Here is a 17,386-nt window from a genome sequence, read left to right on the forward strand (position 1 = left end):
TTTGAACATTTATATTTTATAATATAACTCAAATCTTGTCAATATTTTTTTATTTTTCCTCTAATAATTTACCAATATCCTCATGATTAAATTCGTATGTGTCATTACAAAAATTACACTTTAATTCTTCTGTTTTTCCATCATTATATATTTCTAATAAATCCTTTTTACCTATACTTAAAAGAGCTTTTTCCACCTTTTCTCTTGAGCAATCACATTTATACTCTGGCTTCATCTCTCCTAGTATTTTTAGATCCATGTCTTCAAATATAAAATCTAATATTTCTTCTATACTCATACCATCACTTATAAGCTTTGTTATAGATGGTATTTCCTCAAGCCTATATGTTACTAAATCTGCAGTAAGTTCATTGTGCCCTGGTAACATCTGAATTATAAATCCACCTGCTGCCTTTATGGTTAAATCTTTTTCCACAAGAACACCTGTGCCAACCGCAGATGGTAATTGCTCTGATGTTGTAAAATAATAAGCCAAATCATCTCCAATTTCACCTGTATAAATGGGAACTTGACCAATATACGGCTCTTTAAGTCCCATGTCCTTTATTACAGTAAGGCTACCATCTTTACCAATTATGCCAGACACATCCAGTTTACCACGACTGTTTTCTGGCAAATCCGCATTAGGATTTCCTATATAACCTTTCACGCTGGCGTCACTATGAGCTGTAACCACAATCCCTTTAGCAATACCACCTCCATTTATCTTTAGTGTAAGAGAATCGCTTTTATTTTTAAGCATTGCTCCCATAATAGTTCCTACTGTAAGCATCCTACCAAGAGCAGCTGAGGCTGTAGCTGCACATTTATGTCTTTGCACCCCCTCGTTTACAAGCTCTGTGGTAATGGCTGCTATTATTCTAACTTCATTATTTTTAGCTGTTGCTATAACTAGTTTGTCCTGCATGTTGTTGCCCCCTTAACTATATATACTATTCTTTCAGTATCTTCTTCTATTTTAACATTACGATAATTATTCAATTTCTTCAATATTAAAAATCCACATTTAATAAGTAATCCTTCTATTTGGCTTTCAGTATAAGCTCTCTCACTATGTTCCTCATCAAATCTATCATATCTACCATGATCCTTAACAAAAAAAGTTAGAAACATGTCCACAATTTCATTTTCAAAATTATTTTCCCAAATATACACAACCTCACCATCATCATAGGTAAATATATTGTTTCCTAATACATGGCTTAATTTGTAATATGAATTTATATCAAAAATAAAAATACCATCTTCTTTTAGATGATTCTTAACACCAATTAAATATTTTTCAATCTCCTGCTCATTTAGTATATAATTTGTTGAATCTAAACAGCAAGTTATAAGATCAAATTTTCTATTTAGTTGCAGATTGCAAATATTTTGGCTTACTAGCTTTCCTTTAATACTTAAGCCTCTAAGTTTCTTATCTGCTTCCATGAGCATATCCTCAGATAAGTCTACTCCCCAAGTATGTTTAAATGAAGTAGCTATTTCTTTTGTCATATTCCCAGTTCCACAGGCTAAATCTAAATATTCCTCAAAATTTATGTTATTCTCTTTACAAATATCCAAAATCACGTTTCCCCAGGTCTTGTAATCTACATCACCTTGAATAAGTTCGTCGTAAATATGAGCAAAATCTTTATAGCATTCCATATTATCATCTCTCCTGCATCAGTAAGATCTTCGACCTATCCTTATATTTATGTTACTATATAAAATTCACACATAAAATACTATATATCTTTATGCTATAAGTCAACATATATTTAATATTATTATTGATTTTTTTCCTGTATTTCAATGTTTTTAGGGATATCAAGCTCCTTTTTTCTCCTTGTCATTATGCCTCCAATCCTACCAGTTTCTTCTGCTGTAAGTGCTCCCCATCCAAGTTTATCAATCTTTTCACTAAGTCCCAATTCGTCCGCTATTTCATATTTTATTTTTTCTCTTACCTTTTCTAGTGGTGTTAATTCTCGATTAGATTTAAGTTTCGCTTTAATCACTTTTTTTAGTGGTGTCTTTCCCATTTTTATACCTCCGCTAAATACCAATTATATATTCATATATTTTTATTGTTTACGTAAATATATATGAATATACAATTTTATTAGTAAATTCACTAATTTATAATTTATATATATTAATGTATTCACTTTAGAAAATAAAAAACTATTCACTTTTACATTCTAAAGTTATATAATAAAATGTGGGTTATTTTAATGTTTTAATGAAAGCGTTTTTATTAATTATAGAAACCTATAATTTTGCCTTCGGGAGGCACCGTTTAATTTACCAATTATATATAAGGAGGATTCTATGAGCATTTTTAAAGGAAGTGGAGTTGCCATTATAACCCCCTTCACCAATGACGGAATTAATTTTGAAAAACTTAATCAATTGATTGAATGGCAAATAAAAGAATCTACTGATGCAATTGTGGTATGTGGAACTACTGGAGAAGCATCAACAATGACCCTTGAAGAAAAAAAAGAGGTCATAAAATTTACAATTGATAAGGTTAACAGACGAATCCCCGTAATTGCTGGTACAGGTAGTAACAATACAAGTGAAAGTATAGCCATGAGCAAGTGGGCTGAGAGCGTTGGAGTGGACGCTGTTCTAGTTATAACACCATATTATAATAAAACCACTCAGAAGGGCTTATTTTATCATTTTAAAGCAATAAATGATGCTATAAACGTACCTATTGTACTTTATAACGTACCAAGTAGAACTGGAATGAGCATAAATCCTGAAACTCTACTTGAACTTAGCCCATTAAAAAATATAGTAGCTATAAAAGAAGCAAGTGGAGATTTAAGTCAAATATTAAAAATGAAATGGCTTTGTAAAGATAGGTTTGATATATATTCAGGTAATGATGATCAAATTGTGCCCATTTTATCCATAGGTGGTTTAGGTGTTATCTCAGTTCTAGCTAATATAATCCCTAATGATGTCCACAATATGGTGATATCATACCTTACTGGTGATGTTAAGAAGGCTCTAGATATCCAGCTACGTACATTTGCTTTAGCCAGTGCTTTATTCATAGAAACCAACCCTATACCTGTTAAAACTGCTATGAATTTAATATTCCATAATGTAGGACCGCTAAGACTACCACTATGTGCTATGGAAGAAAAAAACATTAAACTTTTAAAGTTAGCCATTGCTGACTATGGATTTACATTAAAGGAGGATTAATCTTATGGTTAAAATATTATTAGTTGGCTGTGCTGGAAAGATGGGTAAAATGATTACTGAATGTTGCCAAAAGTTCAGCGATGCTAAAATTGTAGCTGGAATTGATAGGCTTGCCAGTACATCTTTTAGTTTTCCGGTATTTGAAAATATAGAGGATTGTAATGTTTCTGTAGATGTAGTTTTAGATTTTTCAAGGCCAGAGACTTTAGAAGATATCCTTAGTTTTGCAAGACTAAAACAAATTGCAGTTGTACTATGTACTACCGGATATACCAATGAACAAATCCATAGGATAGAATCATTCAGTAAAGAGAATGCCATATTCCGTTCAGCCAATATGTCTATTGGAATTAACATAGTCAACAATATTTTAAAAAATATAAGTTCTATGTTGTATGAAGACTTTGATATAGAAATAGTAGAAAAACATCATAATCAAAAAGTTGACTCTCCCAGTGGAACTGCGCTTCTTCTTGGTGATACCATTAGAAATGCTATAAGTGAAAAAACAAACTATGTGCATGGAAGAAATGGAAATCATAAGAGAGAACATTCTGAAATCGGTGTTCATTCCATTCGGGGTGGCACTATTGTAGGGGAACACGAAGTGATATTTGCTGGACTTGGTGAAGTAATAGAAATAAAACATACAGCCCTTTCAAGAGAAGTATTTGCAGTAGGTGCACTTAAAGCTTGCCTATTTATGGCAAAGCAAAAAAATAATCTATATACTATGAATGACGTACTTAACTTATAATTTTCATTTAAAAAGAGACCTTCTATTTATAAATAGAAGGTCTCTTTTAACTTCAAAAATTATTTTTGAACATATGCATTTGTGAAGTATATAGTATCCATTGGTGTTCTGTATACGCCTTTAACATAATCTTTCATAGAAGAAATTACATTATATTCATATAAAGGTATGATAGGCATATCTTTCATTAAAATATCCTGTGCATCGTGCATTTCTTTAAATCTCTTTGTAGCATTAGTTTCGCTTTTAGCTTCTGCTATAAGTTTATCATAATCTTTGTTACTGTAAGCAGATGCATTATTTCCTCCACCAGTTACAAACAAATCTAAGAATGTCATTGGATCAACATAATCTGCACTCCAACCATTTCTAGCAATTCCAGTATATGTGTGCTTAGCTGTTTCATCTAATTGAACTTTTCTTTCAACACTTCTAAGTGTGATACTGATGTTTAAGTTTTTCTTAAGCATTGCCTGAACTGCTTCTGCAATACTTTGATGTGCTTCGCCAGTGTTGTATATTAATTCAATAGTTGGGAAATCTTTACCATCTGGATAACCAGCATCAGCTAATAATTTTTTAGCTTTTGTTACATCTGCTGTTGCCTTGAAATAGCTTTTATCTTTGAAATCTTTTCCATCAGGTCCAACTATGCCCGAAGGTACAAATGAAGTTGAAGGAGTTTGACCTGCTTTTGTTACATTCTTAACTAAAGATGCTCTATCAATTGCTAATGAAATTGCTTGCCTTACATTAACATTATTAATAGCTTTTGCTACACCAGGTGCAAGTTTAGCATTTGGATCTAAGTTAAAGTTATAATAGTAAGTTCCAATATTAACATAAGATTTAGCTTTATTTTGTTTTAATAATGAAGGGATTTGTTCTGTTGGTGGTGCATCAATCATATCTACCTGTCCTGATTGATATGCAGACATATAACTTGTTTCGTTATCTAAAGTTGTATAAGTTAATTTATCAAGTTTAACAGTGGATTTATTCCAATAATTAGGATTTTTCACGAATTCCAATTTATCCTTTTGTTTCCAATCAACCATCTTAAATGCTCCATCAGAAACATAAGTTGGTCCATTAATTGTCCAATCTGTTGGATGTGCTTCTACAATATCTTTTCTTACTGGCATATAAGTTTGAAATGCCATTAGTGGTAAAAAGTAAGGAGTTGAATTTTCAAGTGTTACATCAAGAGTATAATCATCAATTGCTTTTACTCCAACTTGATCAGCTGTTGCTGTTGCAACCCCTGGAGTTTTTTGATCAGCAGGTGATGCACTTTCATTATATCCTTGACCATTCTTTAAATAATAAAGCTGATATGCATATTCTGATGCAGTTGCTGGAGCTAAAGCTCTCTTCCATGCATATTCAAAATCCTTTGCAGTTACTGCTTTACCATCTGACCATTTAGCATCTTTTCTTAAATGGAACACATAATTCTTACCATCTTTTGATACATCCCAACTTTTGGCAACTCCTGGATGTGCCTTATTATTTACGTCAACAGTGGTAAGACCTTCGAAAGCATTGGCAATTACCGTTGCTCCCTCTACTGAAGTATTTAGTGCTGGGTCAATAGTTTTAGGATTTGCACCCAAATTATACCTAATAAGCTGCGCTGACTTTGTTGTAGTCTTACTTGTACTACTGCTTCCACAACCACTTAGTACTGAACCTATTACTAGTGTTGCAATAGCAATAGACATAAACTTTGTTTTTTTGTTTTTTAACATTAAGAAACCCCCTTAAAATTATATATCTATATATTTAATGAGCTTTATTATTAATAAAGTTCATTAATTATCAAATTAATACAAGAAACATGCCACTTTATGTTCGCCGCCCATATCTTTAAGTTCTGGCTGTGCTTCTGCGCACATAGGCATAGCATATTTACATCTTCCTCTAAACCTACAACCTTCTGGTGGATCTATCGGTGATGGTATTTCACCTTCAAGCATAATTCTCTTGTTCTGTAAAGCCATATCTGGATCTGGCACAGGTATAGCGGAAAGTAGCGCTTTAGTATATGGGTGTAATGGATTTTTATAAAGTTCATTACTCTCAGCTATCTCAACTAATTTTCCTAAATACATAACCCCGATCTTGTTAGATATATGTTTTACCATAGATAAATCATGTGCTATAAACAAATAGGTAAGACCTAAATCGTCCTGTAAATCCTCAAGCATATTTACAACTTGAGCTTGTATCGATACGTCAAGAGCTGAGATTGGTTCATCACAAACAATAAATTCAGGTTGGACTGCAAGTGCCCTAGCAATACCAATTCTTTGTCTTTGTCCACCTGAAAATTCATGTGGATATCTTCTTACATCTTCAGGATTTAATCCAACCTTATTCAACAAATACCTTACTCTCTCAAGCCGTTCAATCTTATTCATTAATTTATGAATTTCTATTGGTTCAGCTATAATATCGCCAATTGACATTCTTGAATTTAATGATGCATATGGATCTTGGAATATCATTTGCATCTTCCTTCTATATGGAAGCATCTCATTGTTTTTTAGGTTTGCTATGTCTTTTCCGTTATATATAATTTCACCAGCTGTAGGTTCATAAAGCTTTAATAAGGTTCTCCCCATTGTAGTTTTACCACATCCAGATTCTCCAACAATACCTAGTGTTTCACCTTTTTTTATGATAAAGGAAACATCATCCACTGCTTTTACATAACTTTTTTTCTTTGCAAACATTCCTTTGTTAACATCAAAAAACTTAGAGAGATTTTTTACCTCAATTAGTGTATCCTTTTCTTCCATTAATTATCCCTCCCATCGTCATTACGGTTAACTTTTGGAGCATCAGGGTGATTAAGCCAACAAGCGGAATAATGGTCTTCACTAATATTATAATTTTCAGGCATATTATCAAAGCATATTTTCATAGCCCAATCACATCTTTCTGCAAATGGACAACCCACTGGAGGTTTTAATAAATCTGGTGGTGTTCCCTGAATTGGTATAAGTCTTTCTTTTGTATCCAATTTTGGATTTGGTATGCTTCTTAAAAGTCCCCACGTATATGGATGGTTTGCATTATAAAAAATTTCTCTTGCCTTACCACTTTCAACAACAATTCCACCATACATAACATTTATGCGAGTACATAGGTTTGCAACCACACCTAAATCATGAGTTATAATGATAATTGACATGTTTAATTTTTCTTTAAGGTCTTTCATAAGCTCTAGTATTTGTGCCTGAATTGTAACATCTAAAGCTGTTGTTGGTTCATCAGCAATTAATAGTTTAGGCTGACAAATAAGCGCCATAGCTATCATAACTCTTTGCCTCATTCCACCAGAAAACTCATGTGGATACTGTTTCATTCTTTTTTCCGGACTAGATATACCAACTAATTCTAGCATATCAATAACCTTTTTTCTTACTTCACTTCTACTCATTTTACCATGTTTAATTAATGGTTCACTAATTTGGTCTCCAATGGTTAATACTGGGTTTAATGAAGTCATAGGATCCTGAAATATCATTCCTATGTCATTTCCTCTTATACCTTCCATCTCCTTTTCAGAAAGCTTTACTAAGTCTTTGCCTTCGAAAAGAATTTCGCCTTCTTTAATTTCACCATTACTATCAAGTAATCTCATAAGTGTCATCATTGTAATACTTTTTCCACTTCCTGATTCGCCAACAATTCCCACTGCTTCACCTTTGTATAAATCTATGCTAACGCCTCGTACAGCTTGCACTTCTCCAGCATGAGTCTGAAACGATGTGTGTATATTATTAATTTGGAGTAACTTTTCCATATTAATCCTCCTATCTTCTAGTTTTTGGATCCAGTGCGTACGTAAGTCCATCACCTAATAAATTAAATGCAAGCATTGTTAAAGAAATTGCTAAAGCTGGAAACACTAATTGATATGGATATAATTGATATCCTCCTAGTGCATCAGATGCTAAGCTTCCCCATGATGCAAGTGGTGGTGCAATTCCAAGACCGATAAAACTTAAAAATGCTTCCTGAAATATTGCATCTGGAACAGAAAGTGTAAGTGTAACGATTATTGGTCCTAGGCAATTTGGAATAAGGTGTTTTAAAATTATTCTCAGTGGAGAAGCACCTATTGTCTTTGCCGCAAGAACAAATTCCTGTTCTTTCAATGATATAATTTGGCCCCTAACAATTCTAGCCATTGTAACCCAAAATGAAATTGTTAGTGCTATTATTATGCTATTTAAACCGCCTCTTAATACGACCATTATTAAGATAACATATATTGTCATAGGAATAGCGTAAATTGCCTCAACAATCCTCATCATAATATTGTCAACAGTTCCTCCAAAATACCCAGATATACCTCCATAAAGTATACCAATGAAAACACTTAACGCACTGGCAACAAAGCCTATAGTAAGTGAGATTCTTGCTCCTTCTAATACTCTTACAAATAAGTCTCTCCCAAATTTATCCGTTCCAAACCAATGTTGTGCACTTGGCCCGATATCAGCAAAATCCAAATTTTGAGCTGTATAACTGTATTTGGATAACATCGGTCCAAATATTGCTGCTAGTATGATTATAATTAAAAATACTAGACCGCCCATTGCAAGCTTATTTTTTCTAAGCATTCTCCATACGTCCTGACCATAAGTTAAACTTGGTCTAACCACTCTGTTATAGTTTTTTTCTTCTTTAGGTATAAATTCAAACATATCTTTAGAATATTGCATCTGTCTTCCTCCTAATCTTCTAGTTTAATTCTTGGATCAACAACCATATATAGTAAGTCAACTATAAAATTCGCAGCTATTAGAAATACACAGAAAAATACAGTTACACCTAATGTGGTTGTATAATCTCTATTAGATATGCTTTGCACAAATTCTCTTCCTATTCCAGGAATTCCAAATACAGTCTCGATTACAAAACTACCTGTAAGTACTCCTGCTGTTATTGGCCCAAGATATGTTATTAAAGGAATTAATGAATTTCTAAGAGCATGTTTTAAAATGATTTTTCCCTTTGATAGCCCTTTAGCTCTAGCAACTTTAATATAATCTAATTTAATAACATCAACTAAACTAGAACGTACAAGTCTTGAAATAAAAGACATATAATATAGTCCAAGAGCGATTGCTGGCATTATATAATTAGAAGGCAAGTCCAAGCCAACTGCTGGAAGCCATCCTAGTTGTACTGCAAAAACATATATTAGAATAGGAGCTAGTATCATACTCGGAACAGCAACACCAATAGTAGCTATTATCATGCATAAATTGTCCCAAAGTTTTCCTTGCTGAAGTGCTGCAACTATACCAAGAATTACGCCAATTATAATTGCAAATAAAATAGCACATAAACCAACCTTTAATGAATTTGGAAAAGACCCTGCTATAACTTGATTAACTGTAAGCCCCTCTGTAGTCATAGATGGTCCCAAATCGCCATGTATTAAATCTGTTAAATATGCCACATATTGACCTGACAATGGCTTATCCAATCCGTATTTTATATTTAAATTTAGCTCAACAGCTGGCGGCAACTTTCTGTCTGAAGTAAAAGGTCCCCCTGGAATAGTGTGCATTAAAATGAATGTTACTGTTATTACAAACCAAATTGTAATAATGCTCGACAATATTCTCTTTAAAATATATTTAAGCATTTTTTCCCCTCCGTCATTTTGATATTTTATTTTATAAGATTATATTTATGAAATTAAACTTTAACAATCTGTTTAATATTCTAGGCAATTGCAGCAAAGCACCATGTCATTCATGTAATCAGTAATAATGTTTTTAATATTATCATAGCATTTTTACATTGTCAATAACATTAGCATTGAAAAACCACTAATTTTTATGAGTATTAATTTTAATCCCTAGTTAAATTACGAAACTGTCAATTCAATATTTAATTTTATTTGTCTTTTTATGTCGAATTATAGATAATGCATACTATTCTAAATATAGGTACTTTAGCATCGATGTCACAGCATTCAACTATGATTAGTGTATATTTATTCATCGTATATTCTGATTTTAGCCCATTTAATGCACAATTTTTAATTCCGTTTCTATTCTATCAAATGCCTCTTCTAATGTTTTAAGACCGCAAGCATATGATATCCTAATATATCCTTCTCCACAATTTCCAAATGCACTTCCTGGAACAACGGCAACTTTTGCATTATAAAGTAATCTATCACAAAATTCTTCACTGTTACTTGCAAATTTTTCAATGGATGGAAAAACATAAAATGCACCTTTAGGTAATGTAACATCAAATCCAATTTGCTTAAGCCTTTTATATACGTAATCCCTTCTTCGTGAAAATTCATTTTTCATATAGTTCACTTCATTTAAGCAACTTCTTAATCCTTCTAAAGCGCCATACTGAATTATAGATGGTGCACAGGATACATTATATTGATGAACTTTTACAATAGAACTTATGTATTTTTTAGGAGCACATACATAGCCTATCCGGAGTCCTGTCATGGAAAACATCTTAGAAAACCCACTTACCAGTATTATTTTATCTTTTATATCATTGCATTGAGCAATAGAATAATACTCATCTTCAAAACAAAGTGAACTGTACATCTCATCTGTAACTATTATTATGTCCTCATTCTTTAAAATTTTATATAACCTGTCTCTATGACTTTTACTAAGAACTGCTCCTGTTGGGTTACATGGATAAGAAAGTACGATAATCTTCGGTTTTTCACATTCTATTGTATGGATAAGACTTTCAAAATCTATTGAAAAATCATCCATATGTAAATTATAATTTATTATTTTTCCTCCTACTAACTTAACACATGCTTCATATGCAGGATATGCAGGATTTGGAATCAATACTTTATCATTGGGACTTATGAATGTAGTGAACACGTCCATAAGTCCCTCACTGCCACCAACAGTTATACATGTTTCATCTGCACTGTAATTTATACTTTGAGTTTTTAAAAATTTGCTTATTTCATCTCTTAATTCTATAATACCTTCATTTGATGTATAACCTGTTTTATTTGTATTTATTGCATTTATAATTGCCTCTTTTGCTTTTGCTGGTACAGGAAAATCAGGTTGTCCTAATGTAAGTGAAATAGCTCCTTCAACTTTTGCTACTTTATTATAAAATTTCCTTATACCTGACAACTCCGTACTAACTACTTTTACAGATATTTTATCTTGTTCCATGAACTTCACCTCAACAAACTATTTTTACAAGATGCTTTCTGACGCCTATTATTAATTATAACCTAAATATATAATATTTCATTAAATTTATCAAATACAAATAATAATCCTATGGTTTTATATTTAATTTTTAATTTGCCTGTGAATATTATGCACATTCTGTGGTATAATTCTCATAGGAATTTCTCCATTTCATTATTTATTTTTTTAAATATTTTTAGTATGAATGAAGTTAAATTCCCGAAATTCTTTTAATACAAAAAATTTTATCCATAACTTTTAGAATGAATTTTAAACAATGACAACTTAAATAATAGTTTCAAGAGGAGGAATTTTATAAATGAATTATGATTTAACTGATCCATATGAAATTGCAAGATATATTAAAGAAGCAAAAAAATCCACACCTGTTAAAGTATATGTAGATGGTGATTTGAGTAATTGCTCAATGGAAAATGTAGATATATACGGAACTAACAATTTTTATGTACTCTTTGGTGAAAGCTCAATCGTATCAGAATTTATTGTAAGCAATAAAGAAAAAATCAAGAAGTTTAGACTTGAACAAGACAGACGTAATTCTGCTATCCCACTTATGGATATAACAGCAATAGATGCTAGAATCGAACCTGGTGCAATTATTAGGGACAAGGTAACCATAGCTAAAAATGCTGTGATTATGATGGGTGCAGTGATAAACATAGGTGCTGAAATAGGCGAAGGTTCAATGATTGATATGAACGCTGTTGTTGGTGCACGAGGCAAGATTGGAAAGAGAGTTCACTTAGGTGCTGGTGCTGTTGTTGCTGGAGTGCTTGAACCACCAAGTAAATCTCCTTGTGAAATTGGAGATGATGTTCTTATCGGTGCTAATTCTGTTATTTTAGAAGGAGTTAAGATAGGAAATGGTGCTGTTGTTGCTGCTGGTTCTGTTGTTGTGTCAGATGTTCCTAGCAATGTAGTCGTAGCCGGTACCCCTGCTACAATCATAAAAAATGTTGACGAAAAGACAAAAGATAAAACAAAGCTTATGGATGACCTTAGAAAATAGTCAAACTCTAGTTGAATCCCCTTAAAGTTGCATTGTTTTAAACAAATGCTAAAACCTTTAAGGGGATTTTTATTTCTATGTTACATAGCACTTTTAGTAACTGGACTCATCTTATAATCCTCTTCACTAAAATTTTCATCCACGTGCAAAACATCATTTTCAGCATCTTTATTTACTTTTTCCATTTTTGAAATAGAAACTTCATAAGCGATTTTCTTTAACACCTCCTCCTCAGAAACTTTTTTCTGATACTCTCTACTTTGAAGTCTTCCCCATATTCTTATATTATCCCCAACTTTAAGTGTTTCTGAGAATCTTGAATTTCTTCCCCAAGCAATAGTTGGTATATAGTCAGATTTGTTATATGCTCTATTTACAGCCAAAAGCATATCAGCTATTTCCCTACCAAAAGGAGTAGTTCTATAAATTGGTTTTTTGCATATAAATCCATCTAAATATATTTGATTGGGATTTTTACTTTTTTCAATTCGTGGTTCAATATTTCTTGCGAATACTGTAAGTATAAGCCTATTGGCTCCATCCACAAATTTGTTATATGATCTTAATTGCCCTTCAACAATCAATTCCTTTCCTTCAGTTAAATCCATGCCATTTATTAATCTTTCTGATACCGTAACAAAAAGCTTATCCCTTGTATCGCTCAGCCTCTGAACATCCAAATTAAATGTATAAAACCCCTCTCCATACATTTCATGACTAAACTTAAGCTTCGAAGATATTCTTCCCTCTAAATAAAGCTTGTTATTCAACATTAAACTGTCCATCATAATCCCCTCTCCTTTAGTTTTATAAGTATATTAATAAATATTGTTTGTACTAGCTTTTTATAACTATAACTTGTGGTTAAACGGGACTAATTATATTTCAAATATAATTATCAAAACATTATATTAATAATTCCGCTTTAATATTACCACGTATTTCCATTATAATATATTTTTTACTCAAATTTCAATAGATTATTTTTTTATTTGTCTTCCACTTTCATCTATAATATAGTTATCTTTGTAAATCAAATCTGAAACTTTCAAAAACCTGTACCCCTCACTTTTTAACTTGTTAATAACCATATCAAGTGTCTGCGGTGTATATTTACCAGAGTTATGAAATAGAATAATCGAACCTTTTTTTATATTTTTAATTACTCTATTGTATTCAATGTCATATCCTTCATTTTTCCAATCTATACTATCTGCATCCCATTGTATGCATTTATGATTAGTATCCTCTACTAGCTTGACACTATTACTATTGTAGGTCCCCTCTGGGAATCTGAAAAGGCTTGTCTTAATTCCTGTTACTCCCATTATTTTAGCATCTGCTGAATCTATTTCTCTTATTATTTGTTCTTTGGATAGTTTTGTAAAATCACCATGATTATCGGAATGATTTCCGATTTCGTGACCCATACCTGCTATTAATTTTGCATCCTCAGGATATTGTTCAACCCATTTACCTATAAGAAAAAATGTAGCTTTAACGTCATACTTTTTTAAAACATCTAAAATTTTTTTAGTGTTGTCCACTCCCCAACTTGTATCAAATGTTATCGCAATGTTCTTGTTCTGTGTCTCCACAGAGTAAATAGGAATTATTTTCTTTTGAAATAAAAATGTACTCTTAACATTTTTTCCTATAATTAAAATAGTAATTATAGCTAATATCAATATAGCAATTCCAATTAAAGTTTTTTTAATTAAGCTCCTTTTTATTATAATTATGTGCATCACTTCCACCTCCAAAAATATATTCTAATATTTAATCTATATTCTTGAGATGAAATTTTATTACTTTATAGATTTTTAAAGTGTAGATTTTATTTCAATGTTTTTTTGTGTTATAATATATTATAATTATTAGAACGAGGGGGAAAGAAGATGTTTGACGATACACTAGAACTGGCTGAAAACAAACTTCTTTTATTATATATATTAGAGCAGATTAAACTACCTATTTCAAAAAATCAATTTACAGAAATCGTACTTGAAAACAATTTAATTAATTATTTTACTCTTCAACAATATATATCAGAGCTAATTTCAGCTGATTTTACTGAGTATAACGAGGTTGATGGAAAGCATCGACTAACGGTTACATCTAAAGGTCATAGGGTACTTAGCATGTTTACAAACAGATTATCCCAAAATAAATTGGACATTGTAGATTCGTACATTAAAGAAAATATGAACACTATAAGGCAGCAAATAGACATAACCGCAGATTATACAATAGCAAATAACAATAGCTTTACCGTTAACTTAAAAGCTATCGAAAATGACCTAGCACTTATCGACTTAAAACTTAATGTTGTATCTAACAAGCAGGCCAGAGATATTTGTGCCCGATGGAAAAACAACTCTTCCGAACTGTATACAAAAATAATAAAAATGTTAATAGATGACTAAGAGAGTAACATTCCACTTGGCTCTCTTCCTATTGATATTTTTTTTCTGCTATTTTTATTTAAATTTATGCGAAAAATAAGATTATTATAATTATCTCCCACATACAAATTTTCCTTGTATTTTAAAATTCCTCTTGGCATTCCACCTATTTCTATTCTTTTTAATTCTCTACATTTATTTAAATCAACGATACTTATGGTTCCATCTCCAAAATTAGATACAAAACATAAATTTTCTTCTATATGCATATCCACTGGTGTGTTACCAACAGGTATTCTATATAAAATCCTAAAATCTTTTGATGATACTATACTTATGCTTCCACATTGATCTGAACCTATATTGCTTTCACATATATAAATGTCATTGCCATCAATGCTGAATATAGCCTTTGTTGGATAACTCCCAACTCTCACATTTCTTACTCCGTTATTCTTACCATAATCTGCTATTGTAATGCTATCACTATTCATATTTGCTGTTACCATTATTTGTTTTTGTTTTGATAAATCAATACTATGTGGCATATCTTCACACGGGATTTGTTCCTCCATTTCATTTTTCTCCATATTAAATTGTATTATTTTATTTGAATCTCCACATATGACATAAGCTAAATCTCCACATACTTTAACATCATTGCAATTCATACCTACAAAAAAATCACTTACAATCTTCCCTGTTTCAGGGGTGACAAGTGAAAGCGAATTACTATAATTGTTTGCAATCAACAATTTGTTTTTATATAAGCATACACCATGGGGGCCAATTCTATTTGATTTTAATAGATTTAATTTTATTCTGTGAATTTCTTCAAATATATCTATATCAATTATAGATATACTGTCTGAATAAGTATTACATACAAACAAATAATTGCTCAAACTACCTCCCCTCCCTCCATATTATAATATGTATAATCTTAAAATTTTGTCATCACCTTATTGACATTATTATAATTTTTTTAAAAAACTCAGCTTGTCATTTTCTTTAAAATGACTTATATTGTTTATATGATAAATCTATAATGTAAGCTTAATTAATATATGCCTTACAATGAAAGGTGGTGCTCCATATGTATACATACAAAACTAAAGGTGTTTGCTCAAGAGAAATAAATTTTGATGTTGTAGATAACAAAATAACAAAACTTTCTTTTGTAGGCGGCTGTGAAGGAAACCTTATGGGAATTTCTAAATTAGTAGAAGGACTAGAAGTTGAAGACGCGATTAATCGCTTAAAGGGGATAGATTGTAGTGGCAAAGGTACTTCTTGCCCAGATCAACTTTCAAAAGCCTTAGAAGGTATAAATCAGTTAAAAGTTAAGAGTGACAAGCTTTAAGAAGCAGTGACAAGTTAGAAACCTTTCATAATTGGTAAATAACTTTTAGTGAAGGGGCGTATATATTTGATTTACTCAAATATATACGCCCCTTTTACTAGCTGTATTTTATTTACAATTCTTTGACTTTCTCGTGTCCGTGAAAAATGTTCCTTACCTTGTATTATAATGAAATTTCTTCGAAAACCATTGTCATAATATCAAGTGCTGCATCGATATCTTCTTTTGAAACATTTAAAGGAGGTAAAAGCCTAACCACTCCATCACCCGCTGTTATAAGTAAGAGTTTTTTTTCAAAGCATTTATTTACAAAAAATTTTATGTCAATGCTGAGTTTTATTCCAATTAAAAGTCCCATGCCTCTTATTTCTTCTATGCAATTGTATTTAAGCTTTAAATTATTAATTCTAGCTTTTATGTATTCAGCTTTTTCATCCACGGAATCAATTATTTTCTCATCTATAAGTTCGTGTAAAACACAACATCCAATTGCTGCTCCAAGGGGATTACCACCAAAAGTGTTACCATGATCTCCAGGTACAAAGGCCTCTGCTGCCTTTTGTGTTGCAAGCACTGCACCTATAGGAAATCCTGCACCAAGAGCCTTAGCCATACATACTACATCAGGAACTATACCATACTTTTGGTATGCAAATAGCTTCCCACTTCTTCCTATCCCACATTGTACTTCATCAAATATCAAAAGTGCATCATATTTATTACAAAGACTTCTAACTACTTTTAAGAACTCTTTGTCAGCACATATAATCCCACCTTCCCCTTGAATTGGTTCAAGAATAACTGCACAAGTATTTTCATTTATCTTACTCGTAATATCATTTATATCATTAAATTTCGAACTTTTTACGTTCCCAATTAATGGTCTAAAATCTTCTTGATACTTAGGCTGTCCAGTTACTGATAATGCACCCATAGTACGTCCATGAAAAGAATTGTCCATATAAATTATTTCATTCTTGCCGCCCTTATTCTTTTGAGACAGCTTACCATATTTCCTTCCAAGTTTTAGAGCCGTTTCAATTGACTCAGTTCCACTATTGCAGAAAAACACTTTTTGATGATCAGAATTCTGGCACAACTTTTCAGCTAAATCCATAGCATTTTGGTTCCAATAATAATTTGATACATGTAAAAGTTTCTCAGCTTGATTCTTTATAGTTGCAACTATTTTAGGATTACAATGCCCCAAACAGTTTACAGCCACACCTGATACAAAATCTATATATTCTACTCCATCCTTATCAAAAACTTTTGTTTCTTTCCCCTTATCAAAGACCACATCAAACCTACCATAAGTATTCATTATATTACTTCTAGACATTTATCATCAAACTCCTTTTTCTATTT

General features: G+C 31.7%; 18 protein-coding genes. 5 read left to right on the forward strand and 13 right to left on the reverse strand.

Features of this window, described 5'->3' with window-relative positions; genetic code table 11:
• Nucleotides 1-49: 49 nt before the first annotated feature.
• From hslO to BR66_RS0119780, 3 genes are all read right to left on the reverse strand, one after another.
• A complete protein-coding gene (hslO, locus tag BR66_RS0119770) occupies nucleotides 50-928 on the reverse strand; it encodes an Hsp33 family molecular chaperone HslO (protein WP_026884460.1) in 879 nt (292 codons plus the stop codon).
• Nucleotides 913-1,671, reverse strand: coding sequence for a class I SAM-dependent DNA methyltransferase (locus BR66_RS0119775; RefSeq protein WP_026884461.1), 759 nt, complete (start codon nucleotides 1,669-1,671; stop codon nucleotides 913-915). The genes hslO and BR66_RS0119775 overlap by 16 nt, the downstream gene beginning before the upstream one ends.
• A gap of 122 nt (nucleotides 1,672-1,793) precedes the next feature.
• Complete coding sequence (locus tag BR66_RS0119780) at nucleotides 1,794-2,048, reverse strand: alpha/beta-type small acid-soluble spore protein (RefSeq protein ID WP_026884462.1); 255 nt, start codon at nucleotides 2,046-2,048, stop codon at nucleotides 1,794-1,796.
• A gap of 289 nt (nucleotides 2,049-2,337) precedes the next feature.
• On the opposite strand from BR66_RS0119780, the gene dapA reads away from it, so the two are divergent.
• Both dapA and dapB read left to right on the forward strand, forming a co-directional pair.
• Nucleotides 2,338-3,228: a 4-hydroxy-tetrahydrodipicolinate synthase gene (dapA, locus tag BR66_RS0119785; protein ID WP_026884463.1), complete on the forward strand. Its 891-nt coding sequence runs from the start codon at nucleotides 2,338-2,340 to the stop codon at nucleotides 3,226-3,228.
• A gap of 4 nt (nucleotides 3,229-3,232) precedes the next feature.
• Nucleotides 3,233-3,985: a 4-hydroxy-tetrahydrodipicolinate reductase gene (gene dapB, locus BR66_RS0119790; RefSeq protein ID WP_026884464.1), complete on the forward strand. Its 753-nt coding sequence runs from the start codon at nucleotides 3,233-3,235 to the stop codon at nucleotides 3,983-3,985.
• A 59-nt stretch (nucleotides 3,986-4,044) separates the two neighbouring features.
• On the opposite strand, the gene BR66_RS0119795 is transcribed toward dapB, so the two are convergent.
• The 6 genes from BR66_RS0119795 to BR66_RS0119820 form a co-directional block, all read right to left on the reverse strand.
• Entirely contained in the window at nucleotides 4,045-5,736 is a 1,692-nt protein-coding gene (locus BR66_RS0119795; protein ID WP_026884465.1) for a peptide ABC transporter substrate-binding protein, read from the reverse strand.
• 75 nt (nucleotides 5,737-5,811) lie between these two features.
• Nucleotides 5,812-6,789, reverse strand: a complete 978-nt coding sequence (locus tag BR66_RS0119800) for an ABC transporter ATP-binding protein (protein ID WP_026884466.1) — start codon at nucleotides 6,787-6,789, stop codon at nucleotides 5,812-5,814.
• Nucleotides 6,789-7,799, reverse strand: a complete 1,011-nt coding sequence (locus BR66_RS0119805) for an ABC transporter ATP-binding protein (RefSeq protein WP_026884467.1) — start codon at nucleotides 7,797-7,799, stop codon at nucleotides 6,789-6,791. Before BR66_RS0119805 ends, BR66_RS0119800 begins: the two co-directional genes overlap by 1 nt.
• A gap of 10 nt (nucleotides 7,800-7,809) precedes the next feature.
• On the reverse strand, nucleotides 7,810-8,724 hold the full coding sequence (locus BR66_RS0119810) for an ABC transporter permease (RefSeq protein ID WP_026884468.1): 915 nt from the start codon (nucleotides 8,722-8,724) through the stop codon (nucleotides 7,810-7,812).
• Nucleotides 8,725-8,735: 11 nt separating this feature from the next.
• Nucleotides 8,736-9,656: an ABC transporter permease gene (locus BR66_RS0119815; protein WP_026884469.1), complete on the reverse strand. Its 921-nt coding sequence runs from the start codon at nucleotides 9,654-9,656 to the stop codon at nucleotides 8,736-8,738.
• Nucleotides 9,657-10,041: 385 nt separating this feature from the next.
• The gene (locus tag BR66_RS0119820; RefSeq protein ID WP_026884470.1) at nucleotides 10,042-11,199 is read right to left on the reverse strand and encodes a pyridoxal phosphate-dependent aminotransferase; all 1,158 of its coding nucleotides are present in this window, start codon (nucleotides 11,197-11,199) and stop codon (nucleotides 10,042-10,044) included.
• Between the two features lie 340 nt (nucleotides 11,200-11,539).
• Here BR66_RS0119820 and dapD point away from each other — a divergent pair, with 340 nt between their 5' ends.
• Complete coding sequence (dapD, locus tag BR66_RS0119825; RefSeq protein WP_026884471.1) at nucleotides 11,540-12,250, forward strand: 2,3,4,5-tetrahydropyridine-2,6-dicarboxylate N-acetyltransferase; 711 nt, start codon at nucleotides 11,540-11,542, stop codon at nucleotides 12,248-12,250.
• A gap of 80 nt (nucleotides 12,251-12,330) precedes the next feature.
• Here the strand turns inward: dapD and BR66_RS0119830 are convergent, their stop codons facing one another.
• A complete protein-coding gene (locus BR66_RS0119830) occupies nucleotides 12,331-13,035 on the reverse strand; it encodes a single-stranded DNA-binding protein (RefSeq protein ID WP_026884472.1) in 705 nt (234 codons plus the stop codon).
• A gap of 195 nt (nucleotides 13,036-13,230) precedes the next feature.
• A complete protein-coding gene (gene pdaB / locus BR66_RS0119835) occupies nucleotides 13,231-13,998 on the reverse strand; it encodes a polysaccharide deacetylase family sporulation protein PdaB (RefSeq protein WP_026884473.1) in 768 nt (255 codons plus the stop codon).
• 150 nt (nucleotides 13,999-14,148) lie between these two features.
• On the opposite strand from pdaB, the gene BR66_RS0119840 reads away from it, so the two are divergent.
• Nucleotides 14,149-14,676 (forward strand): DUF4364 family protein, encoded by a 528-nt coding sequence (locus BR66_RS0119840; RefSeq protein ID WP_026884474.1) that lies wholly within the window; start codon nucleotides 14,149-14,151, stop codon nucleotides 14,674-14,676.
• On the opposite strand, the gene BR66_RS0119845 is transcribed toward BR66_RS0119840, so the two are convergent.
• On the reverse strand, nucleotides 14,673-15,560 hold the full coding sequence (locus tag BR66_RS0119845) for a YncE family protein (RefSeq protein WP_026884475.1): 888 nt from the start codon (nucleotides 15,558-15,560) through the stop codon (nucleotides 14,673-14,675). The genes BR66_RS0119840 and BR66_RS0119845 overlap by 4 nt on opposite strands.
• A 191-nt stretch (nucleotides 15,561-15,751) precedes the next feature.
• On the opposite strand from BR66_RS0119845, the gene BR66_RS0119850 reads away from it, so the two are divergent.
• Complete coding sequence (locus tag BR66_RS0119850; protein ID WP_026884476.1) at nucleotides 15,752-16,018, forward strand: TIGR03905 family TSCPD domain-containing protein; 267 nt, start codon at nucleotides 15,752-15,754, stop codon at nucleotides 16,016-16,018.
• Between the two features lie 163 nt (nucleotides 16,019-16,181).
• Here BR66_RS0119850 and BR66_RS0119855 read toward each other — a convergent pair whose 3' ends face one another.
• A complete protein-coding gene (locus BR66_RS0119855; RefSeq protein WP_026884477.1) occupies nucleotides 16,182-17,360 on the reverse strand; it encodes an aspartate aminotransferase family protein in 1,179 nt (392 codons plus the stop codon).
• Nucleotides 17,361-17,386: the final 26 nt, after the last annotated feature.

This window comes from Clostridium akagii DSM 12554 (assembly GCF_000686725.1).
GTDB lineage: Bacteria > Bacillota > Clostridia > Clostridiales > Clostridiaceae > Clostridium_I > Clostridium_I akagii.

Excerpts from the sequence above, each read along its gene's own strand:
- hslO (WP_026884460.1), bottom strand. The coding sequence starts at position 928 with ATGCAGGACAAACTAGTTATAGCAACAGCTAAAAATAATGAAGTTAGA.
- BR66_RS0119775 (WP_026884461.1), bottom strand. The coding sequence starts at position 1,671 with ATGGAATGCTATAAAGATTTTGCTCATATTTACGACGAACTTATTCAA.
- BR66_RS0119780 (WP_026884462.1), bottom strand. The coding sequence starts at position 2,048 with ATGGGAAAGACACCACTAAAAAAAGTGATTAAAGCGAAACTTAAATCT.
- dapA (WP_026884463.1), top strand. The coding sequence starts at position 2,338 with ATGAGCATTTTTAAAGGAAGTGGAGTTGCCATTATAACCCCCTTCACC.
- dapB (WP_026884464.1), top strand. The coding sequence starts at position 3,233 with ATGGTTAAAATATTATTAGTTGGCTGTGCTGGAAAGATGGGTAAAATG.
- BR66_RS0119795 (WP_026884465.1), bottom strand. The coding sequence starts at position 5,736 with ATGTTAAAAAACAAAAAAACAAAGTTTATGTCTATTGCTATTGCAACA.
- BR66_RS0119800 (WP_026884466.1), bottom strand. The coding sequence starts at position 6,789 with ATGGAAGAAAAGGATACACTAATTGAGGTAAAAAATCTCTCTAAGTTT.
- BR66_RS0119805 (WP_026884467.1), bottom strand. The coding sequence starts at position 7,799 with ATGGAAAAGTTACTCCAAATTAATAATATACACACATCGTTTCAGACT.
- BR66_RS0119810 (WP_026884468.1), bottom strand. The coding sequence starts at position 8,724 with ATGCAATATTCTAAAGATATGTTTGAATTTATACCTAAAGAAGAAAAA.
- BR66_RS0119815 (WP_026884469.1), bottom strand. The coding sequence starts at position 9,656 with ATGCTTAAATATATTTTAAAGAGAATATTGTCGAGCATTATTACAATT.
- BR66_RS0119820 (WP_026884470.1), bottom strand. The coding sequence starts at position 11,199 with ATGGAACAAGATAAAATATCTGTAAAAGTAGTTAGTACGGAGTTGTCA.
- dapD (WP_026884471.1), top strand. The coding sequence starts at position 11,540 with ATGAATTATGATTTAACTGATCCATATGAAATTGCAAGATATATTAAA.
- BR66_RS0119830 (WP_026884472.1), bottom strand. The coding sequence starts at position 13,035 with ATGGACAGTTTAATGTTGAATAACAAGCTTTATTTAGAGGGAAGAATA.
- pdaB (WP_026884473.1), bottom strand. The coding sequence starts at position 13,998 with ATGCACATAATTATAATAAAAAGGAGCTTAATTAAAAAAACTTTAATT.
- BR66_RS0119840 (WP_026884474.1), top strand. The coding sequence starts at position 14,149 with ATGTTTGACGATACACTAGAACTGGCTGAAAACAAACTTCTTTTATTA.
- BR66_RS0119850 (WP_026884476.1), top strand. The coding sequence starts at position 15,752 with ATGTATACATACAAAACTAAAGGTGTTTGCTCAAGAGAAATAAATTTT.
- BR66_RS0119855 (WP_026884477.1), bottom strand. The coding sequence starts at position 17,360 with ATGTCTAGAAGTAATATAATGAATACTTATGGTAGGTTTGATGTGGTC.